Source organism: Pseudomonas berkeleyensis, from assembly GCF_014109765.1.
GTDB classification, from domain to species: Bacteria; Pseudomonadota; Gammaproteobacteria; order Pseudomonadales; family Pseudomonadaceae; genus Aquipseudomonas; species Aquipseudomonas berkeleyensis.
Genome location: NZ_CP059139.1, coordinates 3,079,634 through 3,101,748 on the forward strand (window position 1 = coordinate 3,079,634; position 22,115 = coordinate 3,101,748).

The window sequence follows — 22,115 nt, forward strand, 5'->3', positions numbered from 1 at the left end:
GCTCATCGCAGGGACGAACGAATGTCCTCAACCGACAAGCAGAGAATCCCGTGCTCGACCTCACCACCTGGAACCTGTCGATTCCCACCGAACCGACGCCCACCACCATCACCACCCAGCGCCTGAACAACGGCTACGAGAGCCGTTACTTTCGCCGCAATGCCGACGGCAGCGTGACCTTCTGGGTACCGGTCACCGGCTCGACCACGCCCGATGCCCGCTATCCGCGTAGCGAACTGCGCGAAACCCAGCGCGACGGCAGCCTCGGCAACTGGCTGCATGCGAGTTCGGACAGCTATCTCAGCGCGGTGCTACAGGTCGACCAGGTACCCAGCCGCAACAAGGTGGTGATCGGCCAGATCCACAGCACCGACGTGCCGGGTAGCCAGAACGATCCACTGCTCAAGTTGCAATATCACTATCGCCGTGGCGTTGGCCGGGTGGAACTGTTGCTGCGCGTTCGCCCAGGCGACAGCGAAGTGCAGAACATTCTGCTGGCCGAGAACGTCCAGCTTGGCGAGCGCTTCGGTTACGACCTGCGGGTTACGCCCAGCGGACGCATCGGCGTCAGCGTGGCCAGCACGGATGGCGACGATGGCAGCTATTACCGTCAACTGAGCAGCGCCTGGAGGACCCAGCACCTGTACTTCAAGGCAGGCGCCTACATTCAGGACAATTACGGGCCGGACAGCGAAGGTGGCCGTGTCACCTTCCATCACCTCAACAGCCTGCACCGCTGAGGCGTGACGGCTTACAATCGCCGTTTCCCTCGACAATGGCCTGATCATGGCGCGCCTGACCCTCGACTTCCCCGAAGACCAGTATTACTACAGTACCCACCTGACCGTACGCGTCACCGACATCAACGGCGCCAACCATCTGGGCAATGACTCGATGATCTCGATGATTTCCGAGGCGCGTGCCCGTTTTCTCTTCGAGTTCGGCATCCGCGAAACTGACGGCAAAGGCACCGGCATCATCGTCACCGACCTGGCCACCACCTACCGCGCCGAAGCCCATGCGCGCGACCAGTTGCTGTTCGAGGTGGGTGTGATGGACTTCAACAGGTACGGCGGCGACATCACCTTCCGCATCACCCGTCCGGCTGATGGCGCGCTGGTGGCGATGGCCAAATCCGGCTTCGTGTTCTTCGACTATCTGCAGTCGAAGGTGGTGCCGATGCCGGAACCTTTCAGCGCCAAATTCCCCAAGGTCAATCGCGTGGTCGGATAACCGACCTGTTGGCGTGACAGTTGCTAATTCCTCTGCTACGCCTTAGGGCATAACGATAAAAGCCCTGCGCCGCCTCGGTGCAGAGCTACCTTGGGAGGAACCGCAATGCCAGCCATGCGTCAACGCGCCCAGCGCGCTGCTCTGATCGCCAGCCTCTCCGCCTGGCCACTCCTCACCCTACCCCTTCCCACTCACGCCACTACAACAACCAATCAAGCCGCCACGACGCAGGTGCCGATTCAGGTCGAGCACACGGCCGGCAAGGTCGAACCCAGCCGCTGACAGGCCAGCGCCGCACCAAATCGGCGCCAACAGCCTTGAAAAGGTGCACCCGCAGAAAGTGCGGGCACTCACTATGCACCCTGAAACCCGCCAAACTTGCGGCTTTTGCAAATTGGCACAAGCACTGCATTGCTAACCACACAACTTGATTAAAGCGCGCTGCTCAACGAAGAGCATCGCACTTCCCGAGAGCTCGGGACTTGGACAAAGGCGTCCTCGCTAGGTGACTAGCGGGACGCCTTTTTTGTTTTTCTGGCCTGCCATTTCTGGCAGTCAGCTTTCCGTGACTATTGACCCAGGAGATAGCCGGCATGCAAAAACTCAAGCTGGTGATGATCGGCAACGGCATGGCAGGTGTGCGCACCCTCGAAGAACTGCTCAAGCTCGCCCCCGATCTATACGACATCACCGTGTTCGGCGCCGAGCCACACCCCAACTACAACCGTATCCTGCTCTCGCCGGTACTGGCCGGTGAGCAGGCATTCGAGGAAATCATCCTCAACGACCTCAATTGGTATTCGGACAACGGCATCAAACTGCTGCTCGGCCGCAAGGTGGTGAAGATCGACCGCAAGGCGCGCCGCGTAATCGCCGACGATGGCAGCGAAGCCGAGTACGACCGCCTGCTGATCGCCACTGGCTCCATCCCCTTCATCCTGCCGGTACCGGGCAAGGATCTGGACGGCGTGATCGGCTACCGCGACATCGCCGACACGCGGACGATGATGGACACCGCCAAGACCCATAAACATGCCGTGGTCATCGGCGGCGGCCTGCTCGGCCTGGAAGCGGCCAACGGTCTCAAGCTGCGCGGCATGGACGTGACTGTGGTGCACATCGGCGACTGGCTGCTGGAGCGTCAGCTCGACCGCACCGCCGGCGAGCTGCTGCAGATGTCACTGGAAGATCGCGGCCTGAAGTTCCTTCTGCCCAAGCATACCGCCGAGTTGCTGGACAACGGCGAGGGCCGAGTCTGCGCGGTGAAGTTCAAGGACGGCGAGGTGATTCCCGCCGATCTGGTGGTCATGGCCGCCGGCATTCGCCCCAACAGCGAACTGGCCGAGAACGCAGGCATCGCCTGCAACCGCGGCATCCTGGTCAACGACACGCTGCAGACCTTCGACCCGCGCGTTTACGCCATCGGCGAGTGCGCCAGCCACCGCGGCATCGCTTACGGCCTGGTGGCGCCGCTGTTCGAGCAGGCCAAGGTCTGCGCCAACCACCTGGCCCAACTCGGCTATTCGCGCTACCAGGGTTCGGTGACCTCGACCAAGCTCAAGGTCACCGGCATCGACCTGTTCTCCGCCGGCGACTTCATGGGCTCGGACGATGCCGAGTGCATCACCCTCTCCGACCCTATCGGCGGCGTCTACAAGAAACTGGTGATCAAGGACGACGTGCTGGTTGGCGCCTGCCTCTACGGCGACACCGCCGACGGCGGCTGGTACTTCCGGCAGATCCGCGAGAAACAGTCCATCAGTGAGATCCGCGATCATCTGATGTTCGGCGAGGGTGCCATCGGCGACGTCGGCCACCAGGGCGCGGACAAAACCGCCAACATGCCCGACAGCATGGAAGTGTGCGGCTGCAACGGCGTGTGCAAGGGCACCATCGTCAAGGCCATCCAGGAAAACGGCCTGTTCTCCGTCGACGAAGTGAAGAAGCACACCAAGGCAGCCAGCTCCTGCGGCTCCTGCACCGGCCTGGTGGAGCAGATCCTGATCAGCACCGTCGGCGGCGCGGCGGACGTCAAACCCAAAAGCGAGAAGGCCATCTGCGGTTGCTCCGAGCTCAACCACGGGCAGATCCGCAAGGCCATCCGCGAGCAGCACCTGACCTCCATGGCGCAGACCATGGCCTTCCTCAACTGGAGCACGCCCAACGGCTGCGCCACCTGCCGGCCGGCGCTCAACTACTACCTGATCTCCACCTGGCCGGGCGAAGCCCAGGACGACCCGCAGTCACGCCTGATCAACGAGCGCGCACACGCCAATATCCAGAAGGACGGCACCTACTCGGTGGTGCCGCGCATGTGGGGCGGCGTGACCAATCCCTCCGAGCTGCGCCGCATCGCCGATGTCGCCGACAAATACAAGGTGCCCATGGTCAAGGTCACCGGCGGCCAGCGCATCGACCTGCTGGGGATCAGGAAGGAAGACCTGCCAGCCGTGTGGAAGGAGCTGGACATGCCCTCCGGCCACGCCTACGGCAAATCCATCCGCACGGTGAAGACCTGCGTGGGCAGCGAGTTCTGCCGCTTCGGCACACAAAACTCGACCCAGCTCGGCATCGACCTGGAGCACGACCTGTTCAACATGTGGTCGCCGCACAAGGTCAAGCTGGCGGTCTCCGGCTGTCCGCGCAACTGCGCCGAGGCTGGCATCAAGGACGTCGGCATCATCGGCGTGGACTCGGGTTTCGAGCTGTACATCGGCGGCAACGGCGGGATCAAGACCGAGGTCGCCGAGTTCTTCGTCAAGGTCAAGACCGCCGAGCAAGTGCGCGAATACAACGCCGCCTTCCTTCAGTTGTACCGCGAGGAGGCCTTCTACCTCGAACGCACCGTGCACTACCTGCAGCGCGTCGGCATGGAGCATATCAAGAAGGCGGTGCTGGAAGACGAAGACAACCGCAAGGCCCTGGCTACGCGCCTGCACTACGCCCTGTCGTTCGAACAGGATCCCTGGAAGCAGCGCATCGAAACACCGCAGCTGAAGAAGGAATTCGACCCGATCAAGGTCGTGCAACTCGAGGAGGCCACGCTATGAACTGGCTGGATATCTGCGCCCTGGACGAGATCAACGTGCTGGGCTCGCGCATCGTCAGCGGCCCCAAGGGCGACATCGCCATCTTTCGTACCACCAGGGACGAGGTCTTCGCCCTCGACGACCGCTGCCCGCACAAGGGCGGCCCGCTGTCCCAGGGGTTGATCTACGGCAAACGCGTGGCCTGCCCGCTGCACAACTGGCAGATCGAACTGGACAGCGGCGCGGCGGTGGCGCCAGACGTGGGTTGTGCGCACCGGCACGCGGCCAAGGTTGAAAACGGTCGTGTGCTGCTGGCCTTCGCCTAACGCCCTGTGGGAGGGGCTTTAGCCGCGACACCTCCCACTCTTTTCCCGTTTTCCGCAGGAACCACGAACATGGCCAGTCCCACGCAAATAACCGCTTCGACCTGCTGCTACTGCGGCGTCGGCTGTGGCGTACTGATCGAGCACGACGGTGAGAGGATCCTCGGCGTAGCGGGAGATCCCAGCCACCCCGCCAACTTCGGCAAACTGTGCAGCAAAGGTTCGACCTTGCACCTGACCGGCGATCTTGACGCCCGCGGCCTCTACCCTCAACTGCGTCTGGGCAAGGCCCTGGCGCGTTCGCGCACGGACTGGGACAGCGCCATGGATCACGCTGCCACCGTCTTCGCCGAAACCATTCGCGAGCACGGGCCGGACAGCGTCGCCTTCTATATCTCCGGCCAGTTGCTGACCGAGGACTACTACGCCTTCAACAAACTGGCCCGTGCCTTGGTTGGCACCCACAACATCGACTCCAACTCGCGCCTGTGCATGTCCAGCGCGGTGGTCGGCTACAAGCGCAGCCTCGGCGCCGACGCGCCGCCCTGCTCCTACAGCGACATCGAACTGAGCGATTGCCTGCTGATTGCCGGCTCCAACATGGCCTACGCCCACCCCGTGCTGTTCCGCCGCCTGGAAGAAGCCAAGACGCGCCGGCCAGACATGAAAGTGATCGTCATCGACCCCCGCCGTACCGACACCTGCGACCTGGCCGATCTGCACCTGGCGATCCTGCCCGGCACCGATGTTGCCCTGTTCCACGGCATCCTCCATGTACTGCTCTGGGAGGGCTGGATCGACCGAGCCTACATCGACGCCCACACCGAAGGCTTCGAGGCGCTGAAAGCCCTGGTGCGCGACTACACACCCGCTGCCGTCGCCGAGATCTGCGGCATCGACTGCCAGGCGCTACAGGCCTGTGCGCAATGGATCGGCCAGGCACCCAGCTTCCTCTCGCTATGGTGCATGGGGCTCAATCAGTCCACGGCCGGCACCGCGAAGAACAGCGCACTGATCAACCTGCACCTGGCCACCGGACAGATCGGCAAGCCCGGCGCCGGCCCGTTCTCCCTCACTGGCCAGCCTAACGCCATGGGCGGCCGCGAAACCGGCAGCCTGAGCAACCTGCTGCCCGGTCACCGCGAAGTCGGCAACGCCGACCACCGCACAGAAATCGCCGCCTACTGGGGCATCGACGCTCTGCCGGAGACGCCCGGCCTGTCCGCCATCGAACTGTTCGATGCAGTGCACGATGGACGCATCAAGGCGCTGTGGATCGCCTGTACCAATCCGGCCCAGTCCCTGCCGGATCAGAACAAAGTCCATGCAGCCCTGGTCGCCTGCCCCTTCGTGGTGGTGCAGGAAGCCTTCTTCACCACCGAGACCTGCCACTACGCCGACCTGCTGCTGCCCGCTGCCAGCTGGGGCGAGAAGGAAGGCACGGTGACCAACTCCGAGCGCCGCGTCAGCCATGTACGCCGCGCCGTGCCAGCGCCCGCAGAGGCGCGCCCCGACTGGTCGATCACCTGCGACTTCGCCCGTCGCCTGGAAAAACTGCTCCGCCCCGGCCTGCCCAGCCTCTTCGATTTCCACGACAGCGAAGCACTGTTCGAGGAATACAAGCACCTGACCAGCAAACGCGACCTTGACCTCAGTGGTCTGAGCTACGCCTTGCTGGATGACCAAGGCCCCCAGCAATGGCCGTTCCCGGCTGGCGCACTCAGCGGCTGCGAACGCCTCTATGCCAATGGACACTTCCCCACGACCAGTGGCCGCGCGCAGTTTCTGGCCGAGCCTTACCGAGCCGCGAAGGAGCGGCGCGAGGCGCGCTATTCGCTGACTCTCAATACTGGCCGCCTGCGCGACCAGTGGCATGGTATGAGCCGCACCGGCACTGCACCGCAACTGTTTGGCCATGCTCAGGGGCCAGTACTGGAGCTGCATCCCGATGAGCTGCGCCGTCGTCGCCTGGTGGACGGAGATCTGGTCAAACTGCGCAGCCGCCGCGGCAGTTTGATCCTGCCGGTGCAAGCGGATGACAGCATACGTCCCGGCCAGGCTTGGCTGCCCATGCATTGGGGCAATCGCTTCTTGCGTGGCCTGGGCACCAATGTACTGACCCTGCCAGCCTTCGATCCGCTGTCCAAACAGCCGGAGCTCAAGCATGCCGGCGTCGAGGTGGATCGTGTCGACTTGCCCTGGCAGTTCTTCGCCTTGATCGAAGGCCAGGTGCAATCACGCTTCGAGGCACTGCGTCCGTTGTTCGAGGGCTTCGCCTATGCCAGCCTGACACCCACCGGGCGTGAACGCCCTGCACTGCTGATCCGAGCCGCCAGTGCCGTTGCCCCCGAGCCGCAATTGTTGGCGCAGATCGATCGCCTGCTGGATCTGGATCAAGGCCCGGTACTGGCCTACGACGACCCACGACGCACCATAGGCAAGCGCGTGCGTATCGAGCACGGTCGCATCGTCAGTATCCGTCTGGCCGGCGAGACTGCTGCCAGCGAATGGCTCAAGGGACTCTGGCAGGAAGGCCGGGCTGATGCCGAGCTACGTCGCTGGCTGCTCGCACCGCTGTCCGCACCACCGGGCAACGTGGCCAGCAGCAAGGTCGGACGGACGCTATGCAACTGCCTGAACGTCAGCGAAAGCGCGATCTGTACCGGCATCGCCCAAGGCCTGGATCTCGACGGCCTAAAGCAGACGCTCAAATGCGGCACCAGCTGTGGTTCCTGCGTACCCGAAATCAAGCGCTTGCTGGCTCAACAGCCCACGGCAGTGAACGCATGAACGTGCGCAGCCTCCCCTACTTTTGGTGCGCACGGCGCACCCTACCGAGGAATTCGAGATGAACGCTAAAGTCTGGCTGGTGGGCGCAGGGCCTGGTGATCCCGAACTACTGACCCTCAAGGCGGTAAAGGCACTGAATCAGGCCGAAGTGGTGATGATCGATGATCTGGTCAATCCAGCCGTACTCGAACACTGCCCGGGCGCACGGGTCGTCTCGGTGGGCAAACGCGGCGGTTGCCGCTCCACCCCACAGGCATTCATTCATCGCCTGATGCTGCGCTACGCGCGCCAGGGCAAATCGGTGGTGCGCCTGAAAGGTGGCGACCCGTGCATCTTCGGTCGCGGCAGTGAAGAAGCCGACTGGCTTGGTCAACATGGCATCGAGGTGGAGCTGGTCAACGGCATCACTGCCGGCCTTGCGGGAGCCACCAGTTGCGGCATTCCCCTGACGCTGCGCGGTGTCGCACGCGGCGTAACACTGATCACGGCACATACGCAGGATGACAGCCCGTTAAACTGGCAAACGCTGGCCCAGAGCGGTACGACACTGGTGATCTATATGGGTGTGGCCAAACTGGCGGAGATAAGGGCCGGCCTGCTTGCCGGCGGCATGAATCCGGCAATGCCGGTAGCCATGATCGAGAATGCCTCACTCCCCACACAACGCGAATGTCGCAGCCAACTAGCCGCGATGCAGGATGCCGCCGCAACCTTCGCACTGCAAAGCCCTGCCATTCTGGTGATTGGCGAGGTCGCGCGCACCAGCGCTCAGCTCGGCATGAGTCAGTTACTGCATGGCTAAACATGTGTCGGAGTAACGGAAAAAGAAAAACCCGGCCAAGGCCGGGTTTTTCTTAGAGCATCAGAAGCATTACTGCTTGATCTGAGCTTCCACTTCGGCTTCAACGCGACGGTTGATGGCGCGGCCGGAGTCGGTGGCGTTGTCAGCTACCGGGCGGGTTTCGCCGTAGCCAACAGCGTTCACGCGGTTGCCGTCTACACCGTACTGGTTGACCAGTACGTTACGTACGGCGTTGGCACGACGCTCAGACAGACCTTGGTTGTAAGCGTCAGAACCGACGGAGTCAGTGTGACCTTCAACAGTGGTGGTGGTCTGCGGGTACTGGTTCATGAAGTCAGCCAGGTTCTTGATGTCGCCGTAGCTTTCTTCTTTAACGCGGTCTTTGTCGAAGTCGAACTTGACGTCCAGCTCAACACGAACGGTTTCCAGGGCCGGCTCCGGAGCTGGCTCAGGAATCGGCTCGGGTGCAGCAGCTACGACCGGAGCCGGAGCAGGCTTGCTGCCACCACCGAAGTTCAGACCAACACCCACGCCAGCTTGCCACTCGGTGTCGCCCTGGTCGATGTTGTACAGAGCGTCAACGCCAGCACGGGCGTAGAACATTTCGGTGAAGTAGTACTTGGCACCAGCGCCAGCGATAGCCAGGGTGGAGTGGTTACGACCACCGCTGTTGGCGTCACCGATGCTCTGATGGCCGAAACCGGCAGAGACGTACGGACGCAGACCAACACCCGGCTGACCGAAGTGGTAGATGGCCTTCAGGTCGGTCAGGTTGCCCTTGATGTTCTTGCTGCCTTGCGAACCTTCACCACGCAGGTCGTGGTATTCGCCGTAGGACAGCGCCAGTTCGACGTCGTCAGTCAGGTAGTAGCCGATGCTGCCACCAAACAGGTTGCCTTCGTTGTGCGCGTAATCACGCTGAACGTCGGTGAAGTAGCGATTGACGAAGCCCTCCACCTCGACAGCGCCTTGGCCTTGCGCCAGCGCGCCGAAGGAGGTTGCGGCAACGAGAGAGCCAATGACTACGCCCAAGGTGTTTTTTACTTTCATCCGTTAAATCCCCATCTTGGTGGTTAATAAGTCGCCGTTAACTTCAGTCGGCAACTTGTTGGCGATTTTATCAGGTTTCGCCACTCCCTTAGTGGTCGGAAAGCTGAACTAAGTTTCGGAAGTGTCCGAAAATTTGTCCCGCAACCGATCCAATGCTCGCTTGTAGCGCATTTTCGTAGCGCTCAAGCCCATGTGCATGATGTCGGCAATCTCTTGAAACTCGAGCTCTGCGACAAAACGTAGCACCAGAATCTCGCGATCGATCGGGTTGACATGTACCAGCCATCGATCCAAACCGCCTCGCTCCTCGACTTTGGGTGTCTTTTCGTCGGAAGCTTCTTCGAGCGGATCCAAACTTAAGGCGTCAATCAATCGACGCTTACGCCGCTCTTTTCGATACTGAGTAATACACTCGTTATAGGTGATGCTGTATAGCCAGGTCTTGAACTTGGATTTACCCTCAAAGTTCTTAAGGCCATAGAGAACTTTCAGCATCACCTCCTGACAGACATCGTCAGCATCCCTTTCGTTCCCTAAATAACGCGCACACACATTAAATAATGTGCGCTGGTAACGCCTCATCAGCTCTTCATAAGCACGAGTGATATGAAACAGCTCGTCATGGGCGCGTGCCACCAGCTCTTCATCAGTGAGCTCGCGGGGGTCATAGCGCGTGGGCAGGGGCTGAGCTTTGTTCAAAACGAGTCGGGCCGACGGTCAGGACGAAAAGTGCCCGGCAGGTCATGCCTGCCGGGCAGCTGCATAAAATAACAGATTGGCGTCAGCGACTGTTCACGCGTTGCTCGAGCATCACTCGATTGGCCACCGATACCAACTCACCGGCATCGGTCAACAGAATGGTTTTCACTGTGCCGATCTCTTCGATCTGGCCTTCGACCTCACCAACCTGCACTTGTTGCCCGACCTGGTACAACTCGCGCACATAAATTCCGGCCAGGATCTGACTGGCAATCTCGCGACTGCCCAATCCCAACGCCAGCGCAACGGCCAGGCCAACGGAAATCAGCACGATGGCAATGACGTTGTTGAGCAGATCGGTCTTGACCTCGAGCTGACCGATGGCCACGGAGATGCTGATGATGATTACCAGCCCCTGTGCTACACGACCCAACCCATTGGCGTAATCCAGGCCTACGCCCTCGGCAGCGCCGCGCACCAGACCGCTCACCAGTTGCGCCAGCAGCACGCCCGCCAGCAGCACCAGAGCTGCACCAAAGACTTTCGGCAGGTACAGCGCCAATACGTCAAGCGTCGCAGAAACGCGTTGCAGCCCCAGCGACTCGGCAGCCGAAACCAGGAAGATCAGCAGCACGAACCAGTAGACGATCTTGCCGATCAGGGTCGATACCGAAGCCTGAATGCCGACGCGGGCCAGCAACTTGGTCAAACCGGTACCGGTCATCAGGCGATCCAGCCCAACCTTGCCCAGCAACTTCGAGAGCAGGGTGTCGAGCAGCTTGGCCACGACGAAACCGAGCAGCACCAGCACCAGCGCGACGAACAGGTTGGGAATGAAACCGGCAACCTTAGTCCACAGTGCGGTCATGGCTGAGATCAGGCTTTGGGTCCAGGGGTCGAGTTCCATTTCAATCTGCCTTGTCAGCGGAAACAGTGGATTGGGTACGGCGAGACACCGGAGCAACATGCGCCGAACCGTTGTTCAGGGCGATCATCAACGCCTCGAGCCAGTGGCCCATCAGGCTGAACAGATCACCAGCGCCGACTTGGCGGTTGGCGGTTTTGAGCACTCTGTGCAAGCAGGCGTCATCGTCATGGCTGGTAGGCGATGACTTGAGCAGATCACGCAGAGACTCTTCAAATGGATCGTGCATGCGCACCTCACGGGATGTCACGGCTAGACGCAGCAGCAGCGGACTGAGTCACACATCACAGCCAACGCCAACGGCGAAACAACAGCACTTGCCCCACTGCCAGCAGCAGCATCAGGCCGCAGGCGATGAAGAAACCCACCGGGTTTTCGGCGCCTGGGATACCGCCGACGTTGATGCCGAGCAGACCGGTAAGAAAGGTCAAAGGCAGGAACATGCCGGCGATCACCGTAAAGCGATACATGATGCGGTTCATCCGTTCACCCAGGCGCTGGCTTTCGGCCTCGAGCACCAGGCTGACCCGCTCGCGGATCAGCTCCAGCTCTTCCAGGTATCGGGTCAGCCGGTTGTGCAGTTCATTCCAGTAACCGTCATCATCCTCGACGAACCAGGGTTGCCGGCTGCGCATCATCTGCGCATACAGATCACGCTGCGGCGCCAGGAAGCGCCGCAGGCTGGCGGCACGCCGCCGAAGCTGCAGCATCAGACTGTGATCGGGCCGATAGCGCTCGTCACCGTCCAGGCGATCTTCTTCGACATCGAGCCGATCACTCAGCTCGGCGATCAGGTCATCGACCCGATTGGTCAGATGACGGGCCAACTCCAGCAGAAGCTCCGAGGAAGTCCTTGGCCCCTTGCCTGCCATCAAGTCGGCGATCAGCGCGTCCGTGGCCAACAACGGCCGCAACCGCAGGGAGATCACCCGCCGCGCATCGGCAAAAATGCGCACCGACACCATATCCTCGGGTTCCGCCCCCGGATTACGGTTGATACCACGCAGAAACAGCAACAACTCATTGTTTGGCAGCGGTAGCAGACGCGGACGGGTGTTCTCCTCGAGCAACAGGTCACAACTGAACTCGTCCAGGCCACTGTGCTCGCGTAGCCAGTGCTGCGCCTGCGCCTGACCACGATCCCAGTGCAGCCAGAGGCTTTCCTGCTCGCCCAGTTGTAGGTCTTCGAGGGCACTGTGAGTGATGTTGCGCGCGCCGCCACGCCCATCCAGCACGAATGCATGCAGCAGCGCCGCGTCCTGATCGAGCATAGGGTTTATTCCGGCATGCTCAGCGCTTGCGGGGAGACGATGATGCCGTTGTTGTCAGCGTACAGGTACTCACCCGGCTTGAAGGTCACACCGCCAAAGGTAACCGCGACGTTCAGATCACCAATGCCACGCTTGTCGGTCTTCATCGGATGACTGGCCAGCGCCTGAACACCCAGGTCAGTCTGTGCGATGACATCCACATCACGGATGCAGCCATAGACGACGATGCCTTCCCAGCCGTTCTTGGCTGCTTTCTCAGCGAGCATGTCGCCCAGCAGCGCACGACGCAGGGAGCCACCACCATCGACCACCAGCACCTTGCCTTTGCCAGGCAGGTCGACCTGCTCCTTCACCAGCGAGTTGTCTTCATGGCACTTGATGGTGACGATTTCACCACCAAAGGAGTCGCGACCACCGTAGTTGGCGAACATCGGCTCGACGACCTGAACCAGCTCCGGGTAGGCGTCGCACAGATCGGGCGTGATGTAGTGCATGGCGAAACTCCTTTCAACAGTCAGTGGAAAAGCAGCTTTCTATGATGAACGGCTATCTGCCACTCAGCTCCGAGAATGACCAAAGCCACTCAAAGCGTCACATCTTACCGGCATGGAGCAGCCGAAGAAACGTCTATCAGGCCGGAGCCAGCCCTGGCTCGGAGAAGCCTGCTGGTAACTCTAGATGCTCCAGCCAATACTCGACCAATGGCCATACTTCGCGCTGAGCCTCCTTGCTGACCAGCATCTCGATGTGACCGAAATCGCTGGAAAAGCCATTTTCCTTGCCCAACAGCAAAAACTGCGTCGCCGCTGCGCTGCATTGCTGCAGCAACTTGCGACAAGCCCATGCGGGATCCTGATGATCATTGGCGGCGCCCACCGCCAGAACCGGCAGGCGCACCTGGGTAAGCCCGGCCCACCAATCCTGCTCAGCATCACCGAAGCGTCCGAACAATCGCAGCCAGCGCAGGGTTTCCAGCGCAAGGCCGATGGGCTCGTCTTCCGGGCCACGCTTCAGCCTGCGCCCCGACAGATAGGGAAATGAGCGCAACAGCAGGCGACCGCCCCACTCCACAGGAGGTACTTTCAGCGGCCAGTAGGTACGGCTGATCTGACTGCCGAACAGGGCTACCGAACGGGCGCGCGCCTCATCGAGAAAACCGCCGCCCAGCGCAGCGGCCAGAATGACCCCGCCCAGCGAATGCCCAAGCCAGTGCGCGGCCTGCCCGCACTGTTCGAAGATGAAATCGGCAATGGCGGGCAGATCGTAACGCACGTACTGCGCCACATTGTTGTCTCGATAACTGTCGTTACGTGGCGACAGGCCATGACCACGCATCTCGGCGATCCACACATCGAATCCCGCACGCGCGAGGTATGCCCCCAAACCGATGCCCTTGGGCGAATACCAGAAGCGGCGATTGGAAAAACTGCCGTGCAGCAGCACTACGGGCACGCCCCGCGTACTTTCGGCACCCGCCCGCCCAAGGCGAGTCAAGGCCAGCTCGACGCTGAAGTCCGGGCTGTTGTTGGGTTTCAGAAGATAAACGTCTTCACTGAGATCGCCACGCAGCTCGGCGCTGATCAGTGAAACGGGAAAAAGCTCACTACTGCTTTGCATGGATCAGGTGACCGCAACGGCGCTATGCCACAAAGGTAACGAAGACGGAATCAAGACCTTGATGCCAGCCAGTCAAGGAAACGCCGCAACTTCTTTGCGAAGTCGCGGCGTTTCCTTGAGTTGTCGTCGCTGCGTAGGGCGGGCCACAGGCCACCGGCTCTGCAATGGCGGGCTGCACCCGCCCTACGCGCGTATCGACATTAGGGTCGGATCGACTGTTTGCTCTCAGGCAGGCTGCGTCTCGGCCAGGAAGAACCAGGTATCGAGCACAGAGTCAGGGTTCAGCGAGACACTCTCGATACCCTGCTCCATCAGCCACTTGGCCAGATCCGGGTGATCCGACGGACCCTGGCCGCAGATGCCGATGTATTTGCCGGCCTTGTTGCAAGCGGCAATGGCGTTGGCCAGCAGCTTTTTAACCGCCGGGTTACGCTCATCGAACAGGTGGGCAACGATGCCGGAATCGCGATCCAGGCCCAGAGTCAACTGAGTCAGGTCATTGGAGCCGATGGAGAAACCGTCGAAGAACTCGAGGAACTCGTCGGCCAGCAGCGCGTTGGACGGCAGCTCGCACATCATGATGACTTTCAGACCATCCTGACCACGCGCCAGGCCATTGCTGGCCAGCAGCTCGACCACTTGCGACGCCTCGCCCAAGGTACGTACGAACGGCACCATGATCTCGACGTTGGTCAGGCCCATCTCGTTGCGCACTTTCTTCAGCGCACGGCATTCCAGCTCGAAGCAATCGCGGAACGACTCGCTGATGTAACGCGAAGCACCGCGGAAGCCCAGCATCGGGTTTTCTTCTTCCGGCTCGTACAGCTTGCCGCCGATCAGGTTGGCGTATTCATTGGACTTGAAGTCCGACAGACGCACGATGACCTTCTTCGGCCAGAAGGCTGCGGCCAGAGTGCTGATGCCCTCGACCAGTTTCTCGACATAGAAATCGACCGGATCACCGTACCCGGCGATGCGTTTCTCGACGCTGTCCTTGATTTCCGGCGGCAGGCTGGCGAAGTTCAGCAGTGCCTTCGGATGCACGCCGATCATGCGGTTGATGATGAACTCCAGACGCGCCAGACCCACACCTTCGTTCGGCAACTGAGCGAAGTCGAAGGCGCGATCCGGGTTGCCAACATTCATCATGATCTTGAACGGCAGATCCGGCATGGCGTCGACCGAGTTCTTGCGGATATCGAAGCCCAGCTCGCCTTCGAAGATGAAGCCGGTGTCGCCCTCGGCGCAGGAGACGGTGACACCCTGGCCATCCTTCAGCACGCTGGTGGCGTTGCCGCAACCGACCACGGCCGGAATGCCCAGCTCACGGGCGATGATCGCCGCATGGCAGGTACGCCCGCCGCGGTTGGTAACGATGGCGCTGGCGCGCTTCATCACCGGTTCCCAATCCGGGTCGGTCATGTCGGAGACCAGCACGTCGCCCGGCTGCACCTTGTCCATTTCGGACACGTCGTGGATCACGCGTACCTTGCCGGCGCCAATGCGCTGACCGATAGCGCGGCCTTCAACCAGCACAGTGCCTTTCTCTTTGAGCAGGTAGCGCTCCATCACGGTGGCGCTGGCACGGCTCTTAACGGTTTCCGGACGCGCCTGCACGATGTACAGCTTGCCGTCGTCACCGTCCTTGGCCCACTCGATATCCATCGGGCGGCCATAGTGTTTCTCGATGATCAGCGCCTGCTTGGCCAGCTCGCTGACCTCGGCGTCGGTGATGCAGAAGCGCGCACGCTCGGCGCGGTCGACTTCGACGGTCTTCACCGAACGACCGGCCTTGGCCTCATCGCCGTAGACCATCTTGATCGCCTTGCTGCCCAGGTTGCGACGCAGAATCGCCGGACGGCCCGCTTCCAGGGTCGGCTTGTGCACATAGAACTCGTCAGGGTTAACCGCGCCCTGCACCACGGTCTCACCGAGGCCATAGGCGCCGGTGATGAACACCACGTCACGGAAGCCCGATTCGGTGTCCAGGGTGAACATCACGCCGGCGGTGCCGGTTTCCGAGCGCACCATGCGCTGCACACCGGCGGACAGGGCGACCAGTTTGTGGTCGAAGCCCTGGTGTACGCGGTAGGCGATGGCGCGGTCGTTGAACAGCGAGGCGAATACTTCCTTGGCAGCGCGGATCACGTTGTCCACGCCACGAATATTGAGGAAGGTTTCCTGCTGGCCGGCGAAGGAAGCGTCCGGCAGGTCTTCGGCGGTAGCGGAGGAACGCACGGCCACGGCCATGTTGTCGTTGCCAGCGCTCATGGTGGCGAAGGCTTCACGGATCTGCTTGTCCAGCTCGGCGGGGAATTCGGCGTCCATCACCCACTGGCGAATCTGCGCGCCGGTCTTGGCCAGGGCATTCACATCGTCGACATCGAGCGCGTCGAGGGCTGCGTGGATCTGCGCATTCAGGCCGCTTTGCTCGAGAAAATCGCGGTAGGCCTGAGCCGTAGTGGCGAAACCGCCGGGAACCGAAACGCCGGCACCAGCCAGGTTGCTGATCATCTCGCCGAGGGATGCGTTCTTGCCCCCCACATGCTCAACATCGTGATTGCCGAGCTTATCGAGGGAAACTACGTACTCTACCAAGGTGATCTCTCCACTAAGATGTTGGAAAAGCTCAGAATTTGCGTAAAGCCAGCTGCGCGTCGGCCCTGCTGCGTCAAAAACAGACTCGTAATGCTCATGTGCTACAGCACACTCCGCTTACTCGCCTGTTTTTTCCTTGCATGGCTCTAGCTCGCAAGCCTTTATACAAATTCTTAGGGGGCTGGATGATCCGGCGGCGCGCTGCCGCAAGATTGTGGCCTTGCCCTTGAATAAGTAACAATGCCAGAACCCGTGGGCCCCGGCGAAAAACGCGGCCTATCATAGCCAAGAATCGAACTCAGCTTAAGGCCTTTGGCGCAAATGAAACGAACCGCTTTCTTCATCTCCGATGGCACCGGCATTACTGCCGAAACCCTGGGTCAGAGCCTGCTCGCACAGTTCGAGAACATTCAGTTCACCAAACTGACGCGCCCTTATATCGACAGCGTCGAAAAAGCGCGCGCAATGGTACAACAAATCGATGCTGCCGCAGAAAGAGACGGAGTCCGTCCGATCATCTTCGACACCATCGTCAATCGCGATATTCGTGCGATCCTCGATACCGCCAATGGTTTCATGATCGATATCTTTTCCACTTTTCTTTCCCCACTGGAGCAGGAGTTGAGCTCGCACTCCTCCTACTCCGTGGGTAAATCACACTCCATCGGCCAACACACCAATTACATGGAGCGTATCGAGGCGGTCAACTTCGCCCTCGACAATGACGACGGCGCCCGCACCCACTATTACGACAAGGCCGACCTGATTTTGGTTGGCGTATCACGCTGCGGCAAAACGCCCACCTGCCTGTATATGGCCATGCAATATGGCATTCGCGCAGCCAACTATCCATTGACCGAAGACGACATGGAGCGCCTGCAACTTCCCGAGTCGCTGAAAAAATACCGCGACAAGCTGTTCGGCCTGACCATCGATCCGGATCGCCTTACTGCCATCCGCCATGAACGCAAACCCAACAGCCGCTACGCCAGCTTCGCCCAATGCGAGTTCGAAGTGCGTGAAGTGGAAAGTCTGTTCCGTCGCGAAAATATCGCCTTCATCAACTCCACGCATTTCTCGGTCGAGGAGATCTCAGCCAAGATCCTCGTGGAAAAAGGCGTGGAACGCCGCCTCAAGTAACCGTTCACGAGCCCATCATGACGCTCAACGATGCCTTGCTGTTTGCCCCGGTCGCTCTTCTGATCGCCATAACTCCGGGGCCCAACAATTTCTGTGCGATGAACAACGGCATCCGCCATGGCGTGGGCACCGCGGTGCTGGCCACCACTGGGCGGGTCGTCGCTTTCGCCTTTTTCCTGCTGGTTTCAGCAGTCGGTCTCGGCGCGATGCTGCTGGCGTCCGAGCACGTGTTCACAGCCATCAAATGGATCGGCGCCGCCTACCTGATCTACCTGGGCATCAACGCCTGGCGCAGTCGCGCCTTCGCCCTGAGCGAGCAGCATGACGCGCTACCGCCACGACGCAACCTGTGGCTGGCGACACGCCAGGAGTTTCTTATCGGTATCAGCAATCCCAAGGCCATCCTGTTGTTCGCGGCGATCTTCCCGCAATTCATCCGCCCCGATCAGCCAGCCCCCGAACAGTTTCTCTACCTGGGCACGACCTACCTGCTGGCCGAATACGTGGCCTCGCTGCTGTATGCGCTATTCGGCCTGCAGATTCGCCGCTTGATCAGAACCGCTCGTGGCATGCGCAACCTCAACCGCACCACCGGCGCCTTCTTTGTCGGAGCCGGGGGCGCCTTGTTGGGCACCAGCCAGCACTGAGCGACTCAGAAACTGTCGCCCGGCACCCGCACCCAGCCTTCCATCAGGATGCGCGCACTGCGGCTCATCACCGCCTTGGTCACCGTCCACTGACCGTCGACCTTTTGCGCCTGCGCACCGACACGCAAGGTGCCGGATGGATGACCGAAGCGCACCGCTTCACGCTCGCCGCCACCGGCAGCCAGGTTGACCAGCGTGCCTGGAATCGCCGCCGCCGTGCCGATTGCCACCGCGCAGGTACCCATCATCGCGTGGTGCAGCTTGCCCATGGACAGCGCGCGCACCAGCAGATCGACCTCACCGGCCTTCACGTCCTTGCCACTGGACGTGCGGTAATCCTTGGGCGGACTGACGAAGGCGATCTTCGGGGTGTGCTGACGTGTCGCAGCCTCCTCGGCCGTCTTGATCAGCCCCATGCGCAGCGCACCGGCAATGCGGATCCGCTCGAAGCGCGCCAGTTGCGCCGGGTCACCGTTGATAGCCTCGCGCAGCTCGGTACCCTGGTAGCCGATGTCCTCGGCATTGACGAACACCGTCGGGATACCGGCGGTGATCATGGTCGCCTTGAAGGTACCGATGCCTGGCACCTCAAGGTCATCCACCAGGTTGCCGGTGGGGAACATCGAGCCGCCCTCCTCGCCGTCATCGGACGGGTCGAGGAACTCCAGCACGATCTCCGCCGCCGGAAAGGTCACACCATCGAGTTCGAAGTCGCCGGTTTCCTGCACCTGGCCGTTGCTGACCGGCACATGGGCGATGATGGTTTTCTGGATATTGGCCTGCCAGATACGCACCACGCAGGTGCCGTTCTCGGGAATTCGCGCGGGATCGACCAGGCCAGCATGGATGGCGAAGGCGCCGGCTGCCGTGGACAGGTTGCCGCAGTTGCCGCTCCAGTCGACGAAAGCCTTGTCGATGGAAACCTGGCCATAGAGGTAATCGACATCGTGTTCGGGCTGGGTGCTTTTCGACAGGATCACGCATTTGGAGGTCGACGAAGTGGCGCCACCCATGCCGTCGATATGCGCCGAGTACGGGTCAGGGCTGCCAATCACGCGCATGAACAGCTTGTCGCGCGCCTCGCCAGGCGCCTGGCAACGCTCGGGCAGATCCTGCAGACGGAAGAACACGCCCTTGCTGGTGCCGCCACGCATGTAGGTGGCGGGGATTTTCACTTGCGGCAGATGAGCCATGGATGCAGTCCTGAAAAATGGCCCGGATGCAATCCGGGTGAATCATTCGACCTTGCCCCGGATTTCATCCGGGCTACGCGCTTGTCTCCCCTCTCCCGCTTGCGGGAGAGGGGCCGGGGGAGAGGGAGCATCCCAAAACCGCGAGCTACCTGAAGCACTCTCTCCCCAACCCTCTCCCAGCTATCAAGCCACCGCGCCTTCGAGGAAGTCCTTGGCAAAACGCTGCAGCACGCCACCGGCCTTGTACACGCTGACATCGGCTGCGGTATCCAGACGACAGATAACCGGCACGCGCACCACCTCACCGTTGCGGCGACTGACCACCAGGGTCAGGTCGCAGCGCGGCGAGATATCACCCTCGATGTCATAGGTTTCGGTGCCATCCAGGCTCAGGGTCAGGCGCGTGGTGCCTGGCTTGAACTCCACCGGCAGCACACCCATGCCCACCAGATTGGTACGGTGGATGCGCTCGAAGCCTTCGGCCACGATCACTTCCACACCTGCCAGGCGCACGCCCTTGGCCGCCCAGTCGCGGGACGAGCCCTGGCCGTAATCGGCACCGGCAACGATGATCAAGTTCTGCTTGCGGTTCATGTAGGTTTCGATCGCCTCCCACATGCGCATCACTTGCCCTTCTGGCTCGACGCGGGCCAGCGAGCCCTTCTTCACCTGGCCGTCGACCACGGCCATCTCGTTGACCAGTTGCGGATTGGCGAAGGTGGCGCGCTGCGCGGTCAGGTGGTCACCGCGGTGAGTGGCGTAAGAGTTGAAGTCCTCTTCCGGCAAACCCATCTTGTGCAGGTATTCGCCCGCCGCCGAGTCCAGCAGGATGGCGTTGGACGGCGACAGATGGTCAGTGGTGATGTTGTCCGGCAGGATCGCCAGCGGCAGCATGCCCTTGAGCGTGCGTTCGCCAGCCAGCGCGCCTTCCCAGTACGGCGGACGGCGGATGTAGGTGGACATCGGGCGCCAGTCGTACAGCGGGCTTTCTGCCTCCTGCACGGTGCCCAGATCGAACATCGGGATATAGATCTGCTTGAACTGCTCGGGCTTCACCGAGGCGGCGACGATGGCATCGATCTCCTCGTCGCTCGGCCACAAGTCCTTCAGCGTGATCGGATTGCCTTGAGCATCGCTACCCAACGCGTCCTGCTCGATGTCGAAACGCACGGTGCCGGCGATGGCGTACGCCACCACCAGCGGCGGTGAAGCCAGGAAGGCCTGCTTGGCGTAGGGGTGGATGCGCCCGTCAAAGTTACGGTTGCCCGAGAGCACGGCAGTGGCATACAGGTCGCGGTCGATGATTTCCTTCTGGATCACCGGGTCGAGCGCGCCGGACATGCCATTACAGGTGGTGCAGGCGTAGGCGACGATACCGAAGCCGAGCTTCTCCAGTTCCGGCAGCAGGCCGGCTTCTTCCAGGTACAGCTTGGCGACTTTGGAGCCCGGCGCGAACGATGTCTTCACCCAGGGTTTGCGCACCAGGCCCAACGCGTTGGCCTTCTTCGCCACCAGGCCGGCGGCAATGACGTTGCGCGGGTTGGAGGTGTTGGTGCAACTGGTAATGGCGGCGATGATCACCGCGCCATCGGGCATCAGGCCCTGGGCTTCCTCGCCCTTGCCGGCTTGCAGCTTGGCTTCGTCGGCGATACCACGCTCGGCCAGCGCCGAGGTCGGCAGGCGGCGATGCGGGTTGCTCGGGCCAGCCATGTTGCGCACCACGCTGCCCAGATCGAAACGCAGCACGCGCTCATACTCGGCGGTTTTCAGCGCGTCGCTCCACAGGCCGAGGATCTTGGCGTAATTCTCCACCAGCGCCACCTGCTCCGGCTCGCGCCCGGTGAGCTTGAGGTAGTCGATGGTCTGACCGTCGATATAGAACATCGAGGCGGTGGCGCCGTATTCCGGGCACATGTTGGAGATGGTCGCGCGATCGCCAATGGACAGGCTGTCCGCGCCCTCGCCGAAGAACTCGACGTAGGCACCCACCACCCGTTCCTTCCGCAGGAACTCGGTCAGCGCCAGGACGATATCGGTGGCGGTAATGCCCGGTTGGCGCTTGCCAGTCAGCTCGACACCGACGATATCCGGCAAACGCATCATCGATGGATGGCCAAGCATCACCGTCTCGGCCTCCAGGCCACCGACGCCAATGGCGATCACGCCCAGGGCGTCCACGTGCGGAGTATGCGAGTCGGTGCCGACGCAGGTATCGGGGAAGGCAATGCCGCCGCGCGCCTGGATCACCGGGCTCATCTTCTCCAGGTTGATCTGGTGCATGATACCGTTGCCGGCCGGGATCACGTCGACGTTCTTGAACGCGGTTTTCGTCCAGTCGATGAAATGGAAGCGATCCTCGTTGCGACGATCCTCGATGGCGCGGTTCTTCTCGAAAGCGTCCGGATCAAAACCCGGCGCCTCCACGGCCAACGAGTGGTCGACGATCAACTGGGTTGGTACCACCGGGTTGACCTTGGACGGATCACCGCCCTGCTCGGCGATGGCGTCGCGTAGACCTGCCAGGTCGACCAACGCGGTCTGGCCAAGAATGTCGTGGCAGACCACACGCGCCGGATACCAGGGAAAATCCAGGTCGCGCTTGCGGTAGATCAGTTGTTGCAGTGCTGCAGTCAGATCCTGCGGATCACAACGGCGCACCAGCTGTTCGGCCAGCACACGCGAGGTGTACGGCAGCTTTTCCCAGGCACCAGGCTGAATCTCTTCAACGGCGGCAGGTGCGTCGAAGTAGTCCAGCTGTGTACCGGGCAGACGCTTGCGGTATTGGCTATTCACGGTGT

Annotated in this window: 19 protein-coding genes; 9 read left to right on the plus strand and 10 right to left on the minus strand. The window is 61.4% G+C overall.

Going from position 1 to position 22,115, the window contains the following annotated elements:
• The first annotated feature begins 50 nt into the window (after positions 1–50).
• From HS968_RS14365 to cobA, 7 genes are all read left to right on the plus strand, one after another.
• Entirely contained in the window at positions 51–740 is a 690-nt protein-coding gene (locus HS968_RS14365; RefSeq protein ID WP_182366650.1) for a polysaccharide lyase family 7 protein, read from the plus strand.
• Between the two features lie 46 nt (positions 741–786).
• Positions 787–1,233 carry a thioesterase family protein gene (locus tag HS968_RS14370; RefSeq protein WP_106740680.1) on the plus strand — a complete coding sequence of 149 codons (447 nt, stop codon included), beginning with the start codon at positions 787–789 and terminating at the stop codon, positions 1,231–1,233.
• 105 nt (positions 1,234–1,338) lie between these two features.
• Complete coding sequence (locus HS968_RS14375; protein WP_182366653.1) at positions 1,339–1,515, plus strand: hypothetical protein; 177 nt, start codon at positions 1,339–1,341, stop codon at positions 1,513–1,515.
• A gap of 311 nt (positions 1,516–1,826) precedes the next feature.
• Positions 1,827–4,283, plus strand: coding sequence for a nitrite reductase large subunit NirB (gene nirB / locus HS968_RS14380; protein ID WP_182366656.1), 2,457 nt, complete (start codon positions 1,827–1,829; stop codon positions 4,281–4,283).
• Positions 4,280–4,588, plus strand: coding sequence for a nitrite reductase small subunit NirD (gene nirD, locus HS968_RS14385; protein ID WP_182366659.1), 309 nt, complete (start codon positions 4,280–4,282; stop codon positions 4,586–4,588). Before nirB ends, nirD begins: the two co-directional genes overlap by 4 nt.
• Positions 4,589–4,657: 69 nt before the next feature.
• Entirely contained in the window at positions 4,658–7,375 is a 2,718-nt protein-coding gene (locus HS968_RS14390) for a nitrate reductase (RefSeq protein WP_182366662.1), read from the plus strand.
• A gap of 58 nt (positions 7,376–7,433) precedes the next feature.
• A complete protein-coding gene (gene cobA, locus HS968_RS14395) occupies positions 7,434–8,177 on the plus strand; it encodes a uroporphyrinogen-III C-methyltransferase (protein ID WP_182366665.1) in 744 nt (247 codons plus the stop codon).
• A gap of 69 nt (positions 8,178–8,246) precedes the next feature.
• Here cobA and HS968_RS14400 read toward each other — a convergent pair whose 3' ends face one another.
• From HS968_RS14400 to ppsA, 8 genes are all read right to left on the minus strand, one after another.
• Positions 8,247–9,227, minus strand: coding sequence for an OmpA family protein (locus HS968_RS14400; RefSeq protein WP_119691501.1), 981 nt, complete (start codon positions 9,225–9,227; stop codon positions 8,247–8,249).
• 108 nt (positions 9,228–9,335) lie between these two features.
• Entirely contained in the window at positions 9,336–9,926 is a 591-nt protein-coding gene (gene sigX / locus HS968_RS14405) for an RNA polymerase sigma factor SigX (RefSeq protein ID WP_179624807.1), read from the minus strand.
• Between the two features lie 82 nt (positions 9,927–10,008).
• A complete protein-coding gene (locus HS968_RS14410; protein ID WP_182366668.1) occupies positions 10,009–10,833 on the minus strand; it encodes a mechanosensitive ion channel family protein in 825 nt (274 codons plus the stop codon).
• A 1-nt stretch (position 10,834) separates the two neighbouring features.
• On the minus strand, positions 10,835–11,086 hold the full coding sequence (locus HS968_RS14415) for a CrfX protein (protein ID WP_179625262.1): 252 nt from the start codon (positions 11,084–11,086) through the stop codon (positions 10,835–10,837).
• 49 nt (positions 11,087–11,135) lie between these two features.
• Positions 11,136–12,122 (minus strand): zinc transporter ZntB, encoded by a 987-nt coding sequence (locus HS968_RS14420; RefSeq protein WP_182366670.1) that lies wholly within the window; start codon positions 12,120–12,122, stop codon positions 11,136–11,138.
• 5 nt (positions 12,123–12,127) lie between these two features.
• Complete coding sequence (rraA, locus tag HS968_RS14425; protein ID WP_119691505.1) at positions 12,128–12,616, minus strand: ribonuclease E activity regulator RraA; 489 nt, start codon at positions 12,614–12,616, stop codon at positions 12,128–12,130.
• Between the two features lie 136 nt (positions 12,617–12,752).
• Positions 12,753–13,739: an alpha/beta fold hydrolase gene (locus tag HS968_RS14430; protein WP_179624803.1), complete on the minus strand. Its 987-nt coding sequence runs from the start codon at positions 13,737–13,739 to the stop codon at positions 12,753–12,755.
• Positions 13,740–13,964: 225 nt separating this feature from the next.
• Entirely contained in the window at positions 13,965–16,337 is a 2,373-nt protein-coding gene (ppsA, locus tag HS968_RS14435; RefSeq protein ID WP_182366673.1) for a phosphoenolpyruvate synthase, read from the minus strand.
• 321 nt (positions 16,338–16,658) lie between these two features.
• On the opposite strand from ppsA, the gene ppsR reads away from it, so the two are divergent.
• Entirely contained in the window at positions 16,659–17,477 is an 819-nt protein-coding gene (gene ppsR / locus HS968_RS14440) for a posphoenolpyruvate synthetase regulatory kinase/phosphorylase PpsR (RefSeq protein WP_119691508.1), read from the plus strand.
• 17 nt (positions 17,478–17,494) lie between these two features.
• The gene (locus HS968_RS14445; RefSeq protein WP_182366675.1) at positions 17,495–18,124 is read left to right on the plus strand and encodes a LysE family translocator; all 630 of its coding nucleotides are present in this window, start codon (positions 17,495–17,497) and stop codon (positions 18,122–18,124) included.
• Positions 18,125–18,129: 5 nt separating this feature from the next.
• Here HS968_RS14445 and prpF read toward each other — a convergent pair whose 3' ends face one another.
• Together prpF and acnD are read right to left on the minus strand one after the other, a co-directional pair.
• On the minus strand, positions 18,130–19,317 hold the full coding sequence (gene prpF / locus HS968_RS14450; protein ID WP_182366677.1) for a 2-methylaconitate cis-trans isomerase PrpF: 1,188 nt from the start codon (positions 19,315–19,317) through the stop codon (positions 18,130–18,132).
• Positions 19,318–19,500: 183 nt separating this feature from the next.
• Entirely contained in the window at positions 19,501–22,110 is a 2,610-nt protein-coding gene (gene acnD / locus HS968_RS14455; protein ID WP_182371626.1) for a Fe/S-dependent 2-methylisocitrate dehydratase AcnD, read from the minus strand.
• Positions 22,111–22,115 lie beyond the last annotated feature (5 nt).

Bases quoted from the DNA above. Each gene is read 5' to 3' on its own strand.
- prpF (WP_182366677.1), bottom strand. From the start codon at position 19,317: ATGGCTCATCTGCCGCAAGTGAAAATCCCCGCCACCTACATGCGTGGC.
- nirD (WP_182366659.1), top strand. From the start codon at position 4,280: ATGAACTGGCTGGATATCTGCGCCCTGGACGAGATCAACGTGCTGGGC.
- HS968_RS14370 (WP_106740680.1), top strand. From the start codon at position 787: ATGGCGCGCCTGACCCTCGACTTCCCCGAAGACCAGTATTACTACAGT.
- HS968_RS14400 (WP_119691501.1), bottom strand. From the start codon at position 9,227: ATGAAAGTAAAAAACACCTTGGGCGTAGTCATTGGCTCTCTCGTTGCC.
- HS968_RS14445 (WP_182366675.1), top strand. From the start codon at position 17,495: ATGACGCTCAACGATGCCTTGCTGTTTGCCCCGGTCGCTCTTCTGATC.
- HS968_RS14420 (WP_182366670.1), bottom strand. From the start codon at position 12,122: ATGCTCGATCAGGACGCGGCGCTGCTGCATGCATTCGTGCTGGATGGG.
- HS968_RS14430 (WP_179624803.1), bottom strand. From the start codon at position 13,739: ATGCAAAGCAGTAGTGAGCTTTTTCCCGTTTCACTGATCAGCGCCGAG.
- ppsR (WP_119691508.1), top strand. From the start codon at position 16,659: ATGAAACGAACCGCTTTCTTCATCTCCGATGGCACCGGCATTACTGCC.
- HS968_RS14410 (WP_182366668.1), bottom strand. From the start codon at position 10,833: ATGGAACTCGACCCCTGGACCCAAAGCCTGATCTCAGCCATGACCGCA.
- rraA (WP_119691505.1), bottom strand. From the start codon at position 12,616: ATGCACTACATCACGCCCGATCTGTGCGACGCCTACCCGGAGCTGGTT.
- cobA (WP_182366665.1), top strand. From the start codon at position 7,434: ATGAACGCTAAAGTCTGGCTGGTGGGCGCAGGGCCTGGTGATCCCGAA.
- HS968_RS14375 (WP_182366653.1), top strand. From the start codon at position 1,339: ATGCCAGCCATGCGTCAACGCGCCCAGCGCGCTGCTCTGATCGCCAGC.
- HS968_RS14390 (WP_182366662.1), top strand. From the start codon at position 4,658: ATGGCCAGTCCCACGCAAATAACCGCTTCGACCTGCTGCTACTGCGGC.
- nirB (WP_182366656.1), top strand. From the start codon at position 1,827: ATGCAAAAACTCAAGCTGGTGATGATCGGCAACGGCATGGCAGGTGTG.